The 19954-nt window shown below is 61.1% G+C and carries 18 protein-coding genes; 7 read left to right on the forward strand and 11 right to left on the reverse strand.

Annotated features, from left to right (window positions below; genetic code table 11):
- Positions 1–81: 81 nt before the first annotated feature.
- Positions 82–561, reverse strand: coding sequence for a DUF1348 family protein (locus tag ACIOUG_RS04210; protein ID WP_401062759.1), 480 nt, complete (start codon positions 559–561; stop codon positions 82–84).
- Positions 562–616: 55 nt separating this feature from the next.
- A complete protein-coding gene (locus tag ACIOUG_RS04215) occupies positions 617–1180 on the reverse strand; it encodes a TetR/AcrR family transcriptional regulator (protein WP_401062761.1) in 564 nt (187 codons plus the stop codon).
- 204 nt (positions 1181–1384) lie between these two features.
- Between ACIOUG_RS04215 and pssA the strand changes: the two genes are divergently transcribed.
- Positions 1385–2728: a CDP-diacylglycerol--serine O-phosphatidyltransferase gene (gene pssA / locus ACIOUG_RS04220; RefSeq protein ID WP_401062763.1), complete on the forward strand. Its 1344-nt coding sequence runs from the start codon at positions 1385–1387 to the stop codon at positions 2726–2728.
- Between the two features lie 151 nt (positions 2729–2879).
- Here the strand turns inward: pssA and efeO (ACIOUG_RS04225) are convergent, their stop codons facing one another.
- The 4 genes from efeO (ACIOUG_RS04225) to efeU are packed head-to-tail and all read right to left on the reverse strand — an operon-like array spanning position 2880 to position 7108.
- A complete protein-coding gene (gene efeO / locus ACIOUG_RS04225) occupies positions 2880–3704 on the reverse strand; it encodes an iron uptake system protein EfeO (RefSeq protein WP_401062765.1) in 825 nt (274 codons plus the stop codon).
- 25 nt (positions 3705–3729) lie between these two features.
- Positions 3730–5028, reverse strand: a complete 1299-nt coding sequence (gene efeB, locus ACIOUG_RS04230) for an iron uptake transporter deferrochelatase/peroxidase subunit (protein WP_401062767.1) — start codon at positions 5026–5028, stop codon at positions 3730–3732.
- A 17-nt stretch (positions 5029–5045) separates the two neighbouring features.
- The gene (efeO, locus tag ACIOUG_RS04235; protein ID WP_401062768.1) at positions 5046–6245 is read right to left on the reverse strand and encodes an iron uptake system protein EfeO; all 1200 of its coding nucleotides are present in this window, start codon (positions 6243–6245) and stop codon (positions 5046–5048) included.
- Positions 6246–6253: 8 nt separating this feature from the next.
- Complete coding sequence (gene efeU / locus ACIOUG_RS04240; RefSeq protein ID WP_401062770.1) at positions 6254–7108, reverse strand: iron uptake transporter permease EfeU; 855 nt, start codon at positions 7106–7108, stop codon at positions 6254–6256.
- 293 nt (positions 7109–7401) lie between these two features.
- Here efeU and ACIOUG_RS04245 point away from each other — a divergent pair, with 293 nt between their 5' ends.
- The 6 genes from ACIOUG_RS04245 to ACIOUG_RS04270 all read left to right on the forward strand — a co-directional run bounded on the left by ACIOUG_RS04245 (position 7402) and on the right by ACIOUG_RS04270 (position 14584).
- The gene (locus ACIOUG_RS04245; protein WP_401062772.1) at positions 7402–8418 is read left to right on the forward strand and encodes an AraC family transcriptional regulator; all 1017 of its coding nucleotides are present in this window, start codon (positions 7402–7404) and stop codon (positions 8416–8418) included.
- Between the two features lie 352 nt (positions 8419–8770).
- Positions 8771–10435, forward strand: a complete 1665-nt coding sequence (locus ACIOUG_RS04250; protein ID WP_401062774.1) for an AMP-binding protein — start codon at positions 8771–8773, stop codon at positions 10433–10435.
- 16 nt (positions 10436–10451) lie between these two features.
- A complete protein-coding gene (locus ACIOUG_RS04255) occupies positions 10452–11213 on the forward strand; it encodes an SDR family NAD(P)-dependent oxidoreductase (protein WP_401062776.1) in 762 nt (253 codons plus the stop codon).
- Between the two features lie 12 nt (positions 11214–11225).
- A complete protein-coding gene (locus ACIOUG_RS04260; protein WP_401062777.1) occupies positions 11226–12419 on the forward strand; it encodes an acetyl-CoA C-acyltransferase in 1194 nt (397 codons plus the stop codon).
- A 145-nt stretch (positions 12420–12564) separates the two neighbouring features.
- Positions 12565–13692, forward strand: a complete 1128-nt coding sequence (locus tag ACIOUG_RS04265; RefSeq protein WP_401062778.1) for an acyl-CoA dehydrogenase — start codon at positions 12565–12567, stop codon at positions 13690–13692.
- A 118-nt stretch (positions 13693–13810) separates the two neighbouring features.
- Entirely contained in the window at positions 13811–14584 is a 774-nt protein-coding gene (locus ACIOUG_RS04270) for an enoyl-CoA hydratase (RefSeq protein ID WP_401062779.1), read from the forward strand.
- Positions 14585–14695: 111 nt separating this feature from the next.
- Here the strand turns inward: ACIOUG_RS04270 and ACIOUG_RS04275 are convergent, their stop codons facing one another.
- From ACIOUG_RS04275 to ACIOUG_RS04295, 5 genes are all read right to left on the reverse strand, one after another.
- Entirely contained in the window at positions 14696–15847 is a 1152-nt protein-coding gene (locus ACIOUG_RS04275; RefSeq protein WP_401062781.1) for an acyl-CoA dehydrogenase family protein, read from the reverse strand.
- A 3-nt stretch (positions 15848–15850) separates the two neighbouring features.
- Positions 15851–16957 (reverse strand): enoyl-CoA hydratase/isomerase family protein, encoded by a 1107-nt coding sequence (locus ACIOUG_RS04280; protein ID WP_401062783.1) that lies wholly within the window; start codon positions 16955–16957, stop codon positions 15851–15853.
- A 237-nt stretch (positions 16958–17194) separates the two neighbouring features.
- The gene (locus tag ACIOUG_RS04285; protein ID WP_401062785.1) at positions 17195–17881 is read right to left on the reverse strand and encodes an HPP family protein; all 687 of its coding nucleotides are present in this window, start codon (positions 17879–17881) and stop codon (positions 17195–17197) included.
- 157 nt (positions 17882–18038) lie between these two features.
- A complete protein-coding gene (locus tag ACIOUG_RS04290; protein WP_401062787.1) occupies positions 18039–19217 on the reverse strand; it encodes an MFS transporter in 1179 nt (392 codons plus the stop codon).
- Positions 19218–19422: 205 nt separating this feature from the next.
- Complete coding sequence (locus ACIOUG_RS04295) at positions 19423–19941, reverse strand: GNAT family N-acetyltransferase (RefSeq protein ID WP_401062788.1); 519 nt, start codon at positions 19939–19941, stop codon at positions 19423–19425.
- Between the last annotated feature and the right edge of the window lie 13 nt (positions 19942–19954).

Genomic DNA, 19954 nt, shown 5'->3' on the forward strand with positions numbered 1-19954 from the left:
CGGTGTGCCAGTTACATGAATATTGACTGACACGACGCCTTCGCGAGCAAGCCCGCTCCCACATTTTCGATCTATGTGAACTTAGAGGCCCAGATCGGAAAGCCCCGGATGATGATCCGGACGCCGTCCCAGCGGCCAGTGGAACTTGCGCTCGCTTTCCTTGATCGGCAGGTCGTTGATGCAGGCATAGCGCTGGAACATCAGCCCGTGCTCATCGAACTCCCAATTCTCATTGCCATAAGAGCGGAACCAGTTGCCCGAATCGTCATGCCATTCATAGGCGTAGCGCACGGCAATCCGCGTGTCGGAGTAGGCCCAGAGTTCTTTGATCAAGCGGTAATCGAGTTCCTTGGCCCATTTACGGGTCAGGAAGGCCTTGGCTTCTTCGCGGTTGTGGGCGAACTCGGCGCGGTTACGCCATTGGGTGTCGAGGGTGTAGGCCAGCGATACCTTTTCGGGATCGCGGGAATTCCAGCCATCCTCGGCCAGACGAACTTTTTCGATCGCCGATTCGCGATTGAACGGCGGTAGCGGTGGACGCACTTGGGCAGCAGTCGACATGTTCAGTCTCCCGGACTAATTAACGATTAAACAACGGTCAGGCTTATTTAAGGCGTTACAGGTCCAATAACTTACGCGCCATGCATTGCGCATTATCAGCGGCACTGTGATCACCCATCACAAGCGCTACGGTAATGGCGCCGTCAATCAAGATCAGCAACTGTCTGGCCAGACGCTGCGGATCTTCGACGCCATGTTCGGTACACAGCTCGCACAGGTAGTCGAGCAGCTTCTGTTTGTGGTCTTTGGCGACCTGGCGCACCGGGTCCTCGGGATCACCGGTTTCGCCACTGGTATTGATGAAGGCGCAGCCGCGGAAGCCTTCCGAGGCGAACCAGCTTTTGAGCACGGTAAACAGGTTGAGCAGGCGCTCGGCCGGGGTTTCGGCCTGATCCACAGCGCTGCGGTACCAGTGCATCCAGCGCACGTCGCGGCGTTGCAAGGCGGCGACGGTCAACTCCTCCTTGTTGGCGAAGTAGCGGTAGATGCTCTTTCTGGAGACGCCAGCGGTTTTCACCAGAAGATCCATGCCGGTGGCCGAGATGCCACTTTTGTAGATCAACTTTTCGGTGACATCCAGAATGATGTCGCGGGTCGAGGTGTCAGTGATTTCGTTCATGTGGCGAACAGTAGAACGATCGTTCTCCTTTCGCAAGTTGTTTTTAAGGTCAAAAGATCGCAGCCTGCGGCAGCTCCTACAGGGATCAGTGTAGGAGCTGCCGCAGGCTGCGATCTTTTGATCTCTTTACAGACCCTCACAAGACCCGAACCGGTTGATGGTGTAAGCTCTCGGGTTCTTCGGATTCGACCCATTGCGAGCCCTATGCCGTTGCTTTTCAAACGCTCTTTGCTGCCCAAACTGCGCAGCTTTCCGCTGACTGCCGAGGCCGTGACCATTCTGTCCGGCGCCGCCGAGTTCCGTCGTTGCCTGCTGGAGAAAATCGCCGAGGCGACCCGGCGCATCTACATCGTTGCGCTGTATCTGCAGCACGACGAGGCCGGTCAGGAAATCCTCGATGCCTTGCACGCCGCCAAGCTCAAGCGCCCGGAGCTGGAAGTCGTCGTGGTCGTCGACTGGCTGCGCGCCCAGCGCGGGCTGATTGGTGCCGGCAAACAGCCGGGCAATTCGGCGTGGTATCAGGAAATGACCCGCACGCACCAGAGTGAAGTGCCGGTCTATGGCGTGCCGGTGCAGACCCGCGAACTGTTCGGCGTCCTGCATCTGAAAGGCTTCGTGATCGACGATTGCGTGGTCTACAGCGGGGCCAGCCTGAACAACGTCTACCTGCACAAGTTCGACAAGTACCGTTTCGACCGCTACCACGTGCTGCACAGCCGCGAACTGGCGGATTCGATGCACCATCTGGTCAAGCACGGCCTGATCGAATCCAAGGCTGTGCATCGCCTCGACCTGCCGAACCTGCCGACCACCCGCAGCCTGCGCAACGACATTGGCGATCTGCGCAGCCGTCTCAAATATGCCGCGTACGACACCAGTGCCGGCAGCACGGCGCACACCGGCCTGTCGGTGAGTCCGTTGCTCGGCGTGGGCAAGAACAACCCGTTGAACCGGGTGATTGTCGAACTGATCGCCAGTGCGCAACAGCAGCTGACGATTTGCACCCCGTACTTCAACCTGCCGCTGCCGATCATCCGCGAGGTCAACCGCGCGCTGGCCCGTGGGGTGAAGATCGACATCGTGGTTGGCGACAAGACGGCCAACGATTTCTACATTCCGCCGAGCGAACCGTTCAAGGTGATTGCGGCGTTGCCGTATCTGTACGAAATCAGCCTGCGACGCTTTGCCAAGCGGCATCAGCGCAATATCGACAGCGGCCAGTTGAACCTGCATCTGTGGCGTGACGGCGACAACAGCTATCACCTCAAAGGCATGTGGGTCGACCAGCGCTATACACTGCTGACCGGCAACAACCTCAATCCACGGGCGTTCCGCCTCGACCTGGAAAATGCGCTGCTGATTGATGATCCGCAGGGCGAGTGGCTGGCGCCACGGGCGAAGGAGCAGGAGGAGATTTTCCGCAACACCACGCGGATTGCCAGCTTCCAGAACCTGGAGACACTGCCGGAGTACCCGGCGGGGGTGGCGAAGTTTCTCAAGCGGGTGAGTCGGGTGCGGATCGAGCGGTTGCTCTACCGGATTTTGTAACCCTTCAGATTATTCGGTTCGGCTTCGACCGCTTTCGCGAGCAAGCCCGCTCCCACAGGGGGCTGTGTTGACCACAAACAAGGTGATCGACACAGGCCTAGTGTGGGAGCGGGCTTGCTCGCGAAGGGGCCGGATCAGGCGCTACAAAAACTCAGTTCAGACCCAGCTTGCCACGCAACGTGGACAGGTCTTCAGCCAAGGTATTGACCGGGCCAACCAGCGCCTTGCGATCGTTATCCTTCACCTTGTCATACGTCTCGAAACCACCGTCCTTGGTCTTGTACTTGGCGAGGATCTTGTCCACGGTGGCGAAGTTCTTGTCGACTTTGGCGACGAACGCCTTGTCCTGTTTCTCGATCTGCGGACGGAACAGGTCGACGATTTTCTTCGCGCCGTCGATGTTGCCCTGGAAGTCGTACAGGTCAGTGTGGCTGTAGCGGTCTTCTTCACCGGAGATCTTGGTCGCAGCAACTTCTTCCAGCAGCGCGGCGGCACCACCGACGACTTTCTCCGGCGGGAAGGTCAGGCCGGCGACGCGGGTTTGCAGGTCTTTGACGTCGCTGTCGAGCTTGTCCGCCAGGGCGGTCAGGCCTTCGGTGGTCTTTTCCGAGAACAGCGAATATTCGATGCGATGGAAACCGGTGAAGTCTTCAGCCTTCACGCCTTTTTCGTGGTCGTCGACGCGGGAGTCGATGGATGCATCGAGGTCACTGAACAGCTCGGCAATCGGCTCGATCGACTCGTAGTAGACGCGGGTCGGTGCGTAGAGTTTTTGCGCGGTGGCCAGATCACCTTTCTTCACCGCATCGGTGAATTGTTTGGTGTGGCTGCCCAGTTCATCCAGTTGCTCGGTGACGTAGATCTTGTAGTCCGACACCGGGCCGACCAGATCCAGTGGCGCCGTCGCGGCGAACGCCGAAAACGGGGTGTTGAGCAAACCGAGGGTCAGCAGTAACGCGAGTGGCGACTTTTTCATGGAGCGGCTCCGAGGGTTTTTATGGTTATGCAGCTGTTTTGGGTTGTGTGGCGTTGAGCAGCGAGCGACCGATGAAATCCTTGTCGCCGGTGACACCTGGAAGGGTGAAGAAATAACCGCCGCCGACCGGTTTGAGGTATTCCTCAAGCGGCTCGCCGTTGAGCCGGGTCTGCACGGTGATAAAGCCTTTTTCCAGATCGGCCTGATAGCAGATGAACAGCAGCCCCATGTCGAGCTGGCCGTTCTTGTTCACGCCGTTGGAGTAGTTGAACGGCCGACGCAGGATCAGGTTGGCCTGACTCGCAGCGGTGCGCGGGTTGGCCAGGCGAATGTGTGCGTCGAGCTTGGTCAGCTTGCCCTCCGGGTCCTTGCTGTAATCCGGGACTTCGGTTTCATGGTTAGCGCCCATCGGTGCGCCCGTGGTCTTGACCCGACCGATGATGCTTTCCTGTTCCTGCAGCGGCGTACGATCCCAGCGCTCGACGAAATTGCGGATGATCCGCACCGCTTGATAGCTGCCGTGGGCCGCCCAGGCCGGCTCATCGCTGCCCGGTTGCACCCAGACAAGCTTGTCCATCGCCTTGGCATCGTTGGAATCGGGGTTCGCCGAGCCGTCACGGAAACCGAGGAAGTTGCGCGCCGATTGCGCCGGCACCCCCGGTTTGGCCGGGGCTTGCGGCGGCACGCTGCCTTCCTGCTTCCAGCGCACCAGCAGCAGGTCCGGCAGGTTCTTGACGATGTCGCGCAGGGCGTGAATGTTGGTGTCGGCGGTGTTCGAGCAGAACTGCAGGCTCAAGTCGCCGTGGCAGCAATCAGCCTCCAGCGCATCGTTGGGGAAACCGACCATGCGTTGCAGGCGCTTGGGTTTGGCGTCGGCCAGACCGAAGCGCTCGTCGAACAGCGACTCGCCCACCGAGACGGTGATGGTCAGGTTGTCCGGGGTCACCACCGGGCCGAGGATGCCGGAATCCGGTGGCGGCAGTTTCGGGTCGATCTGTGCCACCGGGCCGCCCTTCATCAGGAACGCGATGCGCTCGTTGAGGGTGCGGAACAGCCGCTCGAGGTCTTCGCGATCGCTGGCCAGTACGTCGAACGAAACAAACATGCCGGAGGCCGGGCGCGGGGTGACGATGCCGGTCTGGTGTACGCCATGAAAGTCATGACGGTCTTCGGTCTTGTCACTGCTCGGCGCTTCAGTGACTTGCGCCGGTGCGGCGGCCATCGCCGGGCAGCTCAGGGCCGAACCGGCCAGGGCGACGCCAGCGACGCCCATGCCCATCAGCAGGCGGCGACGTTGCACATCGAGGTTTTGCAAATCTTTCATCGGTATTCGTCTTCTACTTACAGGCCGGAAAGGCCGAGGGCGGGATCGATGCCATCCAGAGCGTCAGCCAGGGCCTGAGCCTTGTCGGCGATCTGTTTGCGTTGTTCGCCGCTGACCGTGTCGTAAGTGGCGTAGCCGTCCTTGACCTTGAAGCTGTTCAGTACGCTGTCGAAATCGCTCAGCGCCGCGTCGATTTTCGGCAACAGATCCGGCGCCGACTTGGTCAGCATCGGCCGCAGCAGCTCGACCACTTTGTGCGCGGTTTCCAGGTTGCTCGCAAAGCCGTTGAGGTCGCCGTGGCTGTAGCGTTCCTCTTCACCGCTGGCGGCACGCACGTCGGCCAGGGTGTTGAGGTTGCGCACCACGATGCTCACCAGTTGCTCCGGCGGCAGCGATTGCGCCAGCAGTTGTTGTTTGAGCGTGGTGACGTCGGCCAGCAGGCGCTCGGCCACCGGGTCCAAACTGTCGAGGCTGCGTTGCTGGAACAGCGCGTATTCGACGCGGTGGAAGCCAACGAACGCTGGATCCTGTTCGCGTTTTTCAAAGTAATCGGCGCGGGCATTGATGCTGTTGTCCAGTTCGGCCAGACGTTGCGCGGCCGGGGCCAGGCGCTGGTAAGCGGCACGGGCCGGCAGGTACAGCGCTTGCGCCTGGGCCAGGTCGCCGCCGGCAATTGCCTGATTCAGCGCGGTCACGGCTTTGATCAGCGCGCTGCCTTGCGTCGCCAGATACACGCGGAACTCCGACAGCGGCCCGACGAAGGCGACCATCGACGGCTTGGCCTTCGCAGCCGCGTCGGAAGCTGCGGTCGGCGTTACGTGCAGCACGCCACGCGGATTGCTCAGCAGACCGCAAGTAATCGCGTAATCGCCGGGTTGCAGGTTGGCGTTGATCACCTGGCTCAGGCCGGGGGCGATGTTCTCGCGCTCTTCGATTACCAGCACGCCGTCGAGGATTTCCCATTCCACCGCCCGGTCGGAGCGGTTGACGATGCGGAAACTGGCGCGACCGGCGGGAACCGTCAGCTCGTTCGGCTCGCAACTGTGCGCGTTGATGTTCACCACCACTTCGTCATGGTTGTGCTGCCGTTTGGCCGCGGCCATTTTCGAGGCGTAGTAGAACAAGCCACCGGCGGCGATCATCACGACCACCGAACCGGCCACCGCCCAGCGCAAGGCGCGGGGAGGGGAGGCCTGGGGAGTATTAGGCTTTGACATGGATGCCCTTATTGGCTGGAAACGGAATTCGATTTGCGCGCTGCTTTAGCGCTGGCGGCCGGCGCGGCGGGATAGAAAAACATCACCAGCGCCAGCACCAGATAGATCAGATAAGCGCCGAGGGTGCTGACGGTCGGCGCATCCTGATAACCGAACATGCCGGCCAGCACCGAGCCCAGCGGGCCATCCATCGGCAGCGTGGCGCTAAAGTCGAACAGCACGGTTTGCAGGTGATTCCACAGACCGGCTTCATGCAGCGCCTGCACCGAGTTGGCGAGAATCCCGGCGGCGACCACCAGAATGAACAGGCCGGTCCACTTGAAGAACGCCGACAGGTTCAGGCGCATGCTGCCGCTGTAGATCAGGAAACCGACGATGATCGCCAGTACCAGGCCGAGCAGGGCACCGATCGGCGCGCCCGGGCCTTCGCTCTGCTGGAATACCGCGAGCAGGAAGAACACGGTTTCCAGACCTTCACGGGCCACAGCGAAGAACACCATGGCGATCAGTGCGATCACCTGATGCTTTGACGAAGTCAGGGCGTGATCAAGCGAGGCCTGCAACGAATGCTTGATCGAACGCGCGACCTTGCGCATCCAGAACACCATCGAACTGAGAATGCCCACCGCGACCAGTCCGACAATGCCTTCGAACAACTCCTGCTGTTTCTGCGGGAATTCAGCGCTGACCAGCTCCAGGCCACCGCCGACCAGCAGCGCCAGGGCAGCGGCGAGAAACACGCCGATCCACACCGCAGGCATCCACTGGCCACGGCCGGTCTGTTGCAGGTAGCTGGCGATGATGCCAACGATCAGCGCGGCTTCGATGCCTTCGCGCAGCATGATCAGAAAGGGAACGAGCATTCAGGCAACCACGAGTTTTTAGATAGGTGCCTAAGTTGTAACATAATGACACTCATTCCCAAATGGGGATGCTTGACATTTACCTGAACAATCGCTGAACGGCACCTATCTTGGCCTTGCTCAGATCCCATTGTGGGAGCGGGCTTGCTCGCGAAGGCGGCACATCAGTCGATAAGGATGCTGCTGACACATCGCCTTCGCGAGCAAGCCCGCTCCCACAGGGTATTCGTGCTCAATTCACATCCTGCGTTAAGATGCCCCTCACTCGAAAACAACAAGGCCTGCCTCGCTCCATGTCGGAAAAAGACACCATCGCCGTGCAACTGGTGCGTGAAGCGCTGCTGCAAAGTTGTGCCCCGGGCGTGGCCACGGATGAAGTCTTGAACAAGGTCGGGATTGCTCCGGCCCTGCTGCACAGCGAACAGGGCCGGGTGCCCGCCTCGCAATACGCCAAGCTCTGGCGTTTGCTGGCGCGGCGCGGTGATGACGAGTTCTTTGGCATGGACCCACGCAAGCTCAAGTCCGGCAGCCTGGAATTCCTCTGTCGCAGCGCCATGGCGCAGCCGACGCTGGCCGCCGGTTTGGACAGCGGCCTGAACTTCCTTTCCTTGATGCTGGAAAAAATCCCCGCGCAACTGCTGCATCAGCAAAGCCTGGCGGAAATCGTCCTGATCGAAGACGACCCCGAACCGCGCCGCGCCTTCACCTATTTCACCTACTGGATGATCGTCCATGGCGTAGCCTGCTGGCTGGCGGGGCGGCGGATTCCGATTCTGGCAATCGAACTGCGCTGTGCCGAGCCGGATTTCTGCGATGACTACCGGGTGATGTTCTCGGAAAACCTGCGCTTCGAGCGTCCGCGCACGCGAATGATCTTCGCTGCTGACTGTCTCGACCTGCCGATCAAGCGTACGGCCGAAGAACTGAAGCGTTTTCTGGCCCATGCGCCAGCGAACATTCTGGTGAAGTACCGCGACCCGCAAAGCCTCGCCAGCCGGATCAAGCAGGACCTGCGCCAGTTGCCCGCCGAACAGTGGCCGGAGACAGAAGCATTGGCGCAACAACTGTGCATGTCCGCCTCGACCTTGCGCCGGCGTTTGTCGGAGGAGGGGCAGACCTACCAGGGGCTCAAGGACAGCGTGCGCAAGGAGCTGGCAATTACCTGGCTGGCCGAGCCGTCGATCAGCTTCGTTGAAATCGCCACGCGGCTGGGGTTTGCCGATGCGAGTTCGTTCTACAAGGCGTTTCGCAAATGGTCGGGGTCCAATCCTGGGCATTACCGCACGCTGATCCTTAACGAAGCTGTCTGATCCGGATTGTCAGTCGCCTGATCGGGCCTCTTCGGGAGCAAGCCCCCTCCCACATTTGAAATGCATTCTTCCTGTGATTGCAGCCTCCATGCTTCACAGGTAGGGCATTCTTTGAAATGCAGTCTTCTGTGATTGCAGCTTTCACAGTGATCCCCCCACTTGAAATGCAATTCCCTTGTGGGAGGGGGCTTGCTCCCGAAGGCGCCAGTCCAGGCGGCACATCTATCGAATCTTGGCCAAACCAGTCAGCCACTTTGATGGCTTTGACCATTGCCGCAACCGCGCCGCAGCGCGACTATCCCTGTGTTGTTTACGGTTCCCAGCCTAATAAAAACACAGAGGGATTCTGGCAATGCGCGATTACTTGTCTGCCACCGAACAGTTCAACTATCAGCACACCGTGGACGCTGCGCTCAGCGGCACGCTGGAGGCGCTTAACGCCTGCGTCGAATGTTGCGACCGCCATGCACTGCCGGGGCGCATTGCGTTGTTCTGGGAGGGCCGCGACGGCACGAGTGCCACGTACACCTTCAGCGAGCTGCAAGACCAAGCCACGCGTTTCGCCAATTTCCTTCTCGAACAAGGTGTGCAGAAGGGCGACAAGGTCGCCGGTCTGCTGCCGCGTAATATCGAATTGCTCATCACCGTGTTCGCCACCTGGCGCATTGGCGCGGTGTATCAGCCGCTGTTCACCGCATTCGGCCCCAAGGCCATCGAACATCGGCTGAACAGCTCCGGCGCCAAAGTGGTGGTTACCGATGCGGTCAACCGGCCGAAACTCGCGGAAGTTACGGATTGCCCGACCATCGTCACCGTCGGCGGCGCCAAAGGTCAGGGCATCGTCCGTGGCGATTTCAGTTTCTGGGCTGAGCTGGCCAACGGGTCCAATGTCTGCGAACCGGTGTTGCTGACGGGCGAAGACCCGTTCCTGCTGATGTTCACCTCGGGCACCACCGGCCCGTCGAAAGCGCTGTCGGTGCCGCTCAAGGCGATCGTCGCGTTCCAGAGCTACACCCGCGACGCGGTGGATCTGCGCCCCGAAGATTCTTTCTGGAACGTCGCCGATCCGGGCTGGGCCTATGGCATCTATTTCGGCGTCACCGGCCCTCTGTCGATGGGGCACCCGATCACCTTTTACGATGGCCCGTTCACCCTCGAAAGCACCTGCCGGGTGATCAACAAATACGCCATCACCAATCTCACCGGCTCGCCGACCGCGTACCGCTTGCTGATTGCCGGTGGTAACGAGTTCGCCAAGTCGATCAAGGGCAAACTGCGCATCGTCAGCAGCGCCGGCGAACCGCTCAACCCGGAAGTGATCCGCTGGTTCGCCGACAACCTCGGCGTGGTGATTCACGACCATTACGGCCAGACCGAACTGGGCATGGTCCTGTGCAACCACCACGGTCTGGAGCACCCGATCCACCTCGGCGCCGCCGGTTTCGCCTCGCCGGGCCATCGCATCGTGGTCCTCGACGAAAGTTACAACGAACTCGGCGTCGGCCAGCCGGGCATCCTCGCCATCGACCGCACACAGTCGCCGATGTGCTGGTTCGGCGGTTACCAAGGTGTGCCGACCAAAGCCTTCGTCGGTGATTACTACCTCAGCGGCGACACCGTGGAATGGAACCCGGACGGCAGCATCAGCTTCGTCGGCCGCAGTGATGACGTGATCACCACTTCCGGCTACCGCGTCGGCCCGTTCGACGTCGAAAGCGCGCTGATCGAGCACCCTGCGGTAGTCGAAGCGGCCGTGGTCGGCAAGCCTGATCCGGAGCGCACCGAACTGGTCAAAGCCTTCGTCGTGCTCAACCCGCAATACCGCGCCGAACCGGCGCTGGCCGAAGAGTTGCGGCAACACGTGCGCAAGCGTCTGGCCGCGCATTCGTACCCGCGTGAAATCGAATTTGTCAGCGAATTGCCGAAAACCCCAAGCGGCAAATTGCAGCGCTTTATCTTGCGCAACCAGGAAATCGCCAAGGCTCAAGAGGCTGCGGCGCACATCGTTTCAGCTTGAATCAGGAAGTACAGTCATGCAGATCGAGAACAAGGTTTTTATCGTCACCGGCGGCGCCTCCGGCCTGGGTGCGGCCACCGCTGAATTGCTGGTGAGTGCCGGCGCCAAAGTGATGCTGGTGGACATGAACGCCGAAGCGCTAGCCGCGCAGGCGCAGCGCCTCGGCGCGCAAAGTGTTGTCGCCGATATCAGCAACGAAGCCGCCGCTGAAGCCGCGGTGCAGGCGACAGTCAGAGCCTTCGGCAGCCTCAACGGTCTGGTCAATTGCGCCGGCATCGTCCGTGGCGAGAAGATTCTCGGCAAGAACGGCCCACATGTGCTGACCAGTTTTGCCCAGGTGATCAATGTCAACCTGATCGGCAGTTTCAATATGCTGCGTCTGGCTGCCGCGGCCATCGCCGAAAGCGAAGCGAATGCCGACGGCGAGCGCGGGGTGATCATCAACACCGCCTCGGTCGCAGCGTTCGACGGCCAGATCGGCCAGGCCGCGTATTCCGCCTCCAAGGGCGCGATTGCCAGTCTGACGCTGCCGGCCGCCCGTGAACTGGCGCGCTTCGGCATCCGCGTGATGACCATCGCCCCGGGCATTTTCGAAACCCCGATGATGGCCGGCATGACCCCGGAAGTGCGCGAGTCGCTGGCCGCCGGCGTGCCTTTCCCGCCGCGTCTCGGGAAACCTGCCGAGTACGCCGCGCTGGTTCGGCATATCATCGAAAACAGCATGCTCAACGGTGAGGTGATCCGTCTCGACGGCGCCTTGCGCATGGCCGCCAAGTAAGGAGGATTTGTCATGAGCCTTTCCAACGATCCGATTGTCATCGTCAGCGCCGTCCGCACCCCGATGGGCGGTTTTCAGGGCGAGCTGAAAAGCCTCACCGCGCCGCAACTCGGCGCCGCCGCGATCAAGGCCGCAGTTGAACGCGCCGGGGTCGCCAGCGACGCGGTTGATGAAGTGTTGTTCGGTTGCGTATTGCCCGCCGGTCTCGGTCAGGCCCCAGCCCGTCAGGCGGCATTGGGCGCCGGGCTGGATAAATCGACGCGCTGCACCACCGTCAACAAAATGTGCGGCTCGGGCATGGAAACCACCATCCTCGCCCACGACATGTTGCTGGCCGGCAGCGCCGACGTGGTGATCGCCGGCGGCATGGAAAGCATGTCCAACTCGCCATACCTGCTCGACCGTGCCCGCGCCGGTTACCGCATGGGCCATGGCCGGGTGCTCGACTCGATGTTCCTCGACGGCCTCGAAGACGCCTACGACAAGGGCCGCCTGATGGGCACCTTCGCCGAAGACTGCGCCGAAACCAACGACTTCAGCCGTGAAGCCCAGGATGCGTTTGCCATCGCCTCGACCACCCGCGCCCAGCAGGCGATCACGGACGGCAGCTTCAAGGCCGAGATCGTTCCGTTGACCGTGACTGTCGGCAAGGAACAAGTGCTGATCAGCCACGACGAGCAGCCGCCGAAAGCCAAACTGGACAAGGTCGCCTCGCTGAAACCGGCATTCCGCGAAGGCGGCACGGTCACGGCGGCCAACTCCAGTTCGATCTCCGACGGCGCGGCGGCACTGGTGTTGATGCGCCAGTCGCAGGCACAGAAACTCGGGCTCAAGCCGTTGGCGGTGATTCACGGCCACGCGGCGTTTGCCGACACTCCGGGTTTGTTCCCGGTCGCACCGATTGGCGCGATCAAGAAGCTGGTGAAGAAGACTGGTTGGGCGGTGAACGAGGTCGACCTGTTCGAAATCAACGAGGCGTTCGCCGTGGTGGCGATGGCCGCGATGACCCACCTGGAAATCCCCCACGCCAAGCTCAACGTGCATGGCGGCGCCTGCGCGCTGGGCCATCCGATCGGTGCCTCGGGCGCACGGATTCTGGTGACCTTGCTCTCGGCCCTGCGCCAGAAAAACCTGAAACGCGGGATCGCGGCGATCTGCATCGGCGGCGGCGAAGCCACGGCCATGGCCGTGGAATGCGTTTATTGAAGCCAACATCTGACTGTCCTTGTGGGAGGGGGCTTGCTCCCGAAAGCGGTGTGTCATTCAGAAGTTATTTGACTGACCCGGCCTCTTCGGGAGCAAGCCCCCTCCCACAATGGACGGGGGGTGTTACCAGAATTAAGGATTCACCATGATTCCCAACGAAGACCAAACCCAGATCCGCGACATGGCCCGGCAGTTCGCCGAGGAACGGCTGAAACCGTTCGCCGCCGAGTGGGATCGCGAGCACCGCTTCCCCAAGGAAGCCATCGGCGAGATGGCCGAACTGGGCTTCTTCGGCATGCTGGTGCCGGAGCAATGGGGCGGCTGTGACACCGGCTACCTGGCCTATGCCATGGCCCTGGAAGAAATCGCCGCCGGCGACGGCGCCTGCTCGACCATCATGAGCGTGCACAACTCGGTCGGCTGCGTGCCGATCCTCAAGTTCGGCAACGACGACCAGCGTGAGCGCTTCCTCAAACCGCTGGCCAGCGGCGCCATGCTCGGCGCCTTCGCCCTGACCGAACCGCAGGCCGGTTCCGACGCCAGCAGCCTGAAAACCCGTGCACGCCTCGAAGGCGATCACTACGTGCTTAACGGCTGCAAACAGTTCATCACTTCCGGGCAGAACGCCGGGATCGTGATCGTGTTTGCGGTAACCGATCCAAGCGCCGGCAAGCGCGGTATCTCGGCGTTCATCGTGCCGACCGATTCACCGGGCTATAAAGTCGCCCGGGTCGAAGACAAGCTCGGCCAGCACGCCTCGGACACCTGCCAGATACTGTTTGAAGACGTCAAAGTACCGGTCGCCAATCGCTTGGGTGAAGAGGGCGAAGGTTACAGGATCGCCTTGGCCAACCTTGAAGGCGGACGGGTCGGCATCGCTTCGCAAGCAGTGGGCATGGCCCGCGCCGCGTTCGAAGCGGCCCGCGACTACGCCCGTGAGCGCGACACCTTCGGCAAGCCGATCATCGAGCACCAGGCCGTGGCCTTCCGCCTCGCTGACATGGCCACGCAGATCGCCGTCGCCCGGCAAATGGTGCATTACGCCGCCGCCCTGCGTGACAGCGGCCAGCCGGCGCTGGTCGAGGCGTCGATGGCGAAACTGTTCGCCTCGGAAATGGCCGAGAAGGTCTGCTCGATGGCGTTGCAGACGCTGGGCGGTTACGGTTACCTCAACGATTTCCCGCTGGAACGCATCTACCGCGACGTGCGCGTCTGCCAGATCTACGAAGGCACCAGCGACATTCAGCGCATGGTCATCTCACGAAACCTTTAAACCCAACCCTGTGTAGGAGCTGCCGCAGGCTGCGATCTTTTGATCTTGTTTTTAAAAAGCAAAAGATCGCAGCCTTCGGCAGCTCCTACAGGGGGGAGTGTGAATTCAGGAGTTTTATATGAGCTACGAAACGATTCTGCTGGAAAACCACGGTCGCGTTGGTCTGATCACCCTCAACCGCCCGCAGGCGCTGAACGCCCTGAACGCGCAACTGGTTAGCGAAGTGAACCACGCCCTCGATGCTCTGGAAGCGGATGTGAACATCGGCTGCATCGTCATCACCGGTTCGAAGAAAGCCTTCGCCGCCGGCGCCGACATCAAGGAAATGGCCGAGCTGACCTATCCGCAGATCTACATGGACGACCTGTTCAGCGACAGCGACCGCGTGGCCAACCGCCGTAAGCCGATCATCGCTGCGGTCAACGGTTTCGCCCTCGGTGGCGGCTGCGAACTGGCGCTGATGTGCGACTTCATTCTCGCCGGTGACAACGCCAAATTCGGCCAACCGGAAATCAACCTCGGCGTGCTCCCGGGCATGGGCGGCACCCAGCGCCTGACCCGCGCCGTGGGCAAGGCCAAGGCCATGGAAATGTGCCTCAGCGGGCGGATGATTGATGCGGTGGAAGCCGAGCGTTGCGGCATCGTTGCGCGGATCGTGCCGAGCGATGAATTGCTCGACGAAGCGCTGAAAGTCGCCGCGGTGATCGCCAGCAAATCGCTGCCGATTGCGATGATGGTCAAGGAAAGCGTCAACCGTGCGTTCGAGGTCAACCTGACTGAAGGCGTGCGCTTCGAGCGCCGGGTGTTCCATGCGGCGTTTGCCACGCAGGATCAGAAGGAAGGGATGGCGGCGTTTGTCGCCAAGCGTGCGCCGGAATTTCAGGGCAAATAATGCTTCGTCCTGGCTCGCGAAGCTTTTGAGGCAACATCAAAAGATCGCAGCCTTCGGCATCTCCTACAGGGAAACTGTGTAGGGGCTGCCGAAGGCTGCGATCTTCTGCTTTTACAGCTGATAGTTCTTCAGCTCACGCGCAATCACCATCCGCTGAATCTCGCTCGAGCCTTCGTAGATCTGGGTAATCCGCGCATCGCGGTAGTACTTCTCGACCGGATAGTCCTCCAGATACCCATACCCGCCATGAATCTGAATCGCCGAGGAACAGACCTTCTCGGCCATCTCCGAGGCGAACAGCTTGGCCTGTGAAGCCTCCGACAGACATGGTTGGCCCGCCGTACGCAGACGCGCTGCGTGCAGGATCATCAGTCGCGCCGCGTTGATTTGCATGTGCATGTCGGCCAGCAGGTTGGCGATGCTCTGGTGCTCGTTGATCGGCTTGCCGAACTGGATGCGATCGCGGGAATACACCAGCGCCGCTTCAAACGCTGCCCGGGCAATGCCCAGAGCCTGCGCGGCGATGCCGATGCGGCCGCCTTCGAGGTTGGACAGGGCAATCGCCAGGCCCTTGCCGCGCTCGCCGAGCAGATTGGCCTCGGGAATGCTGCAGTTGTTCAACGTCACGGCACAGGTGTCGGAAGCGCGAATGCCCATCTTGTGTTCGGTGCGATCGACGATGAAACCTGGGGTATCGGTCGGTACCAGGAACGCGGAAATGCCTTTCTTGCCCAGATCCGGATCGGTCACCGCAAACACGATCGCCAGTTTCGCCCGTTTGCCATTGCTGACGAATTGCTTGGCGCCGTTGATCAGCCACTGGCCATCGCGCAGTTCGGCGCGGGTGCGCAGGTTGTGCGCTTCGGAGCCGGCCTGCGGTTCGGTGAGGCAGAAGCAGCCAATCGTCTGGCCACTGGCGAGATCCGCCAGCCAGGTCTGTTTCTGCGCTTCACTGCCGTAATTCATCACCGGGCCGCAGCCCACCGAGTTGTGGATGCTCATGAACGCGCCGGTGGCGCCGTCGCCGGCAGAAATCTCTTCCACCGCCAAGGCATACGCCACGTAATCGACGTAAGTGCCGCCCCATTCCTCGGGCACCACCATGCCGAGCAAACCGAGTTCGCCCATCTTCGCCACCAGCGTGTCGTCGATCCAGCCGGCCTTTTCCCAGGCTTGCGCATGGGGCGCGATTTCGCCACGGGCAAAATCCCGGGCCATGTCGCGGATCATCACTTGTTCTTCAGTCAGTTCGAGATCGTGCATGGCTCAGCTCCCGCTCTCAGTAAACCCGTGGAAGAAACTCGCGACATGCCCGGCGTCCAGCGCAGCGAGGGTTGGCGGGTTCCAGCGTGGTGTTTTGTCTTTGTCGATCAGCAGGGCACGCACGCCCTCGATCAGGTCGCCGCGTGCGAACCACTGACGATCCAGATGCAGTTCGAGGGCGAAACAGTGTTCCAGGCTCAGCTGCCGACCGCGACGCAGCATCTCCAGGGTCACGGCCATCGCCAGTGGCGAACGGGTGTCCAGCAGGTCGGCGGTGGTGGTCGCCCACTCGCGGCTGTCGGCGACGGTGACTGCGCGCAGTTGCTCGACGATGCTCGGCACGTCCGGCAGGGCGAAAAAATGGTCGATGGCCGGGCGCAGTTTCTCCAGCGGTGCATCGGCCAGGGTTTGCACGCCATTTTTCGCCAGCAGGCTTTGCAGATCCTTGAGCGGCGTGTCGCGCCATTCCAGGTGATCGAGTTGTTCGTCGAGGCTCGCCAGTTTGCTGCTGTCGACAAACCAGTCGGCCAGCCCGCAGTACAACGCATCGGCCGCTCGAATCTGCACGCCGCTGACGCCCAGATAGATCCCCAGTTCACCGGGAATGCGCGAGAGGAAATAACTGCCGCCCACATCGGGGAAATAACCGATCGCCACTTCCGGCATCGCCAGACGACTTTTCTCGGTCACCACCCGCAGATCCGCACCTTGCACCAGGCCCATGCCACCGCCGAGGACGAAACCGTCCATCAAGGCCAGCACTGGTTTGCGGTAGTGATGAATCGTCAGGTCGAGGGCGTATTCCTCGACGAAGAAATCTTCGTGCAGCGTGTCGCCGCTTTTGAAGCTGTCGTACAGCGAACGGATATCGCCACCGGCACAGAACGCCTTTTCACCGGCACCGCGCAGCACAACCGCGCGCACGCTGGGGTCAGTGGCCCAGGCATCGAGTTGCTGCTGCAACTGACGAACCATGTCGAGGGTGATGGCGTTGAGACCGGCGGGGCGGTTGAGGGTCAGGTGACCGATGTGATTGCGAACCTCGGCCAGCACTGCGTTTTGCGTGGCATCCATGGACGGCGTCCGCGGGGATGAAGCCTGAGCAGTCATCAGTAACTCCCTGCTTTTATTGTCTTTATTCGAGAAGCTCGCGCGCGAGCGTTGACCGATCGTAACAGTGCAAATTTGCCGTGTACAACCGGGATATGTGCAGGGCGAGTTTGCGTTTTTGCCTTAGCGAAAAATCGCCATGTGCTGATGTAGGAGCTGCCGAAGGCTGCGATCTTTTGATCCTGAAAAGATCGCAGCCTCGTTGCACTCGACAGCTCCTACAGGGAGCGTGGGGTGTCAGGAGAAGACTTCGCGGATGCTGCGGCGTTTGGCGTGTAGTTCGCTGGCGTGGATCAGTTGTTCGAGGTCTTCGGGAGTGACGTCGATGAACGCTTCCATGTCGGCCAAGGCCAGCTTCAGGTCTTCGGCTGTGATTGCCTGACTGTCGACCGGGGCAACCACAGGCGCAGGCTCGGCGGGGCGTTTCGGGTAGCGGATGCGTGTCAGGTTGTTGTAGGCCAGCGCGCTGAGCAACATGCACGCGGCGGCAAGCATCACCGGTTCCATGGCTTTCCAGTCCATGGCGATGGTGGCCGGGTCGGCCAGCACCAAGGTCAGGGCCAGTGCGCCGGCCGGTGGATGCAGGCAACGCAGCCAGCACATCAGGATCAGCGCCATGCCTGCCGCCAGGCAAGCGCTGCTGAGGGTTCGGCCGAGGATGTGGGCCACCAGCAGCGCGACAACGCTGGCGCACAGGTAGCCGCCGATGATCGACCACGGTTGAGCGAGGGCGCCCGAAGACACCGCAAACAGCAAAACCGCTGAAGCGCCCAACGGCCCGATCAGGTGATACGCCACCTCGATGCCGAACAGCTGACTGCATGCCCAGACGCTGAACAAAGTCCCCAGCGCCATGCCGATGGCGGCGCGGCTCCATTCGGTGGGGCGGGTGTTGATGGCGGCGGGCAACCAGCGAGCGAGCATGTAAATCGGATCCTTGCAGCAAATTCGGGGCAAAAAAAAGGACTCGTCCGGCAATCCGGAAAGCCCTCGAAGTGTTCCAGCTATTGGGGGAGGAACGCGCACAGTGTGCCGGGCAAATTCGATGCTGACAAATTCATATAAATGCAGTTTCAGTGCATTATTTTTGAATTATCGCGACGCGCCGTCCACTGACAAAACACAAGTACCCACCCAGCGCCGCCAAGGCGCTCAAGGCATAGAACATGCTCGGCGCCGGCGTGTGCATCAGCAGGAATCCGCACATCACCGGACTCACCGCGCCGCCCAGTGCCGCGAGGTTTTGTGCGCCGTAGTAACTGCCGCGCAGTTCTTCCGGAGCGAGGGTGTCGACGAAGAGGAAATCCGCCGGATAAATGATCATCTCGCCGAGGGTGAAGATGAACATGGCCACGCACCAGCCGACCAGGCTGTCGGCCATGCTGAAGCCGATCAGGCCGACAATGAACAACGCGGTGCCGCCGGCAATCCAGTAGCGCAGGTGCTCGCGCTTGAGGAACCGCCCGATCTGATATTGCAGCAGGATCACGGTGATCGCGTTGCAGGCGAGCAGGGCGGCCATGGTATCGAGGGTCTGTTCCTGCGTGTGGGTCACCAGCAGGTACTGCGACAGATACAGAGTGAAACGCCCGTGAACCAAGGTGCTGAGCAGACAACCGAGGGTGAACAGGATCATCGTGCGGTCGTTTTTCAGGATGATCAGCGTTTTCAGGAAACTCTGCGGCTGGCTCGCCAGCGACACCGGACTGACCTCGCGCGAGACGCCCAGCAGCAGGAAAACGCTGCCCGCGGCGATCAGCCCCGCGACAATGAACGGCGCTGAAGGCTGAACCCCGGCAATCACCACGCCGATCATCGGGCCGACCGCGTAGCCAATATTGGTCAGCGTGTAGTTCAGCGAAAACGCCTTGACCCGCTGGCCGACCGGCAGATTTTCACTGAGCATCGCTTTGGAACAGATCAGGAACAGCGCCGAGGCGGTTTCACTGATGATCAACACCAGCGTGACCAGGTACAGATTCTGCGCGAAGCTCAGCAGCATCAGGCCGACACCGCTGGACAGCATGGTCAGAATCAACAGCTGACGCTTGTCGAGGCGGTCAATGATGTAGCCGCCGTACAGCGACAGCAGCGTGGCACTGAACACCGCGATACCCAACAGCAGACCGACGTCCTGCGGGTTGAGGCCCAGTTTGTTGCTGAGAAACAAGGTCAGCAGCGGACTGATCAGGGCGCGGCTGATGACGATGCTCAGCGAGGTGATCATCAGTCGGCGGATCAGGCGGGAGTAGGTGGCCACGAAGAGATCAATGTCCTTATTTCAGAATGCGCGGGTGAGCCTTGCCATCCTCACCGGGTCCCGCTCAGCGGTCAACCTGACACAGCGTAAATCCCCTTGTGGGAGCGGGCTTGCTCGCGAAGGCGGTGTGCCTGCTGATAAAGATGCTGGATGTGCCGGCCCCTTCGCGAGCAAGCCCGCTCCCACAAAGGGATTATCGGTGTTATCAATAGAGGGGCAGACGCATGGCGCAGCGTCGCTCGGCGGCAAAGCCATGCTCGATTTCTTTCTGCAGAGCATCGAGCAAATGTGCTTCATGCTCACCCGGTGCGACTTCCACAAACCCCATCCGCTGATAAAACGGTGCATTCCACGGCACGTCGCGAAACGTGGTCAGGGTCACCGCGCGCATTTGCTCGCCGCGGGCATGTTCAATCGCGGCCAGCACCAGTTGCCGGCCCAAGCCTTGTCCCTGAAACGCGAGGCTGACCGACAGCTCTTCAATGTGCAGCAGGTTGTTGAAATCCAGCGCGCGGATAAAACCTGCGAGTTGCGCCGAGGCATTTTCGGCGACCCAGACGTGGCCATAGTCGATGGCTTGGCGGTGCTGCGCGGCGCTTGCCACGTCAGTGTCGGCAAGCCAGGCGAGGGTCGGGTCTATACGAAACAGCTCGGCGGCCGAGCGTTCGATGGCGGGGAGGGCGGCGGCATCACTTGGCCGCGCCCGGCGTACAACAAAACTCATGGTGACGAAATCC

The organism is Pseudomonas sp. NPDC087803 (assembly GCF_044742995.1).
Classification (GTDB): Bacteria; Pseudomonadota; Gammaproteobacteria; order Pseudomonadales; family Pseudomonadaceae; genus Aquipseudomonas.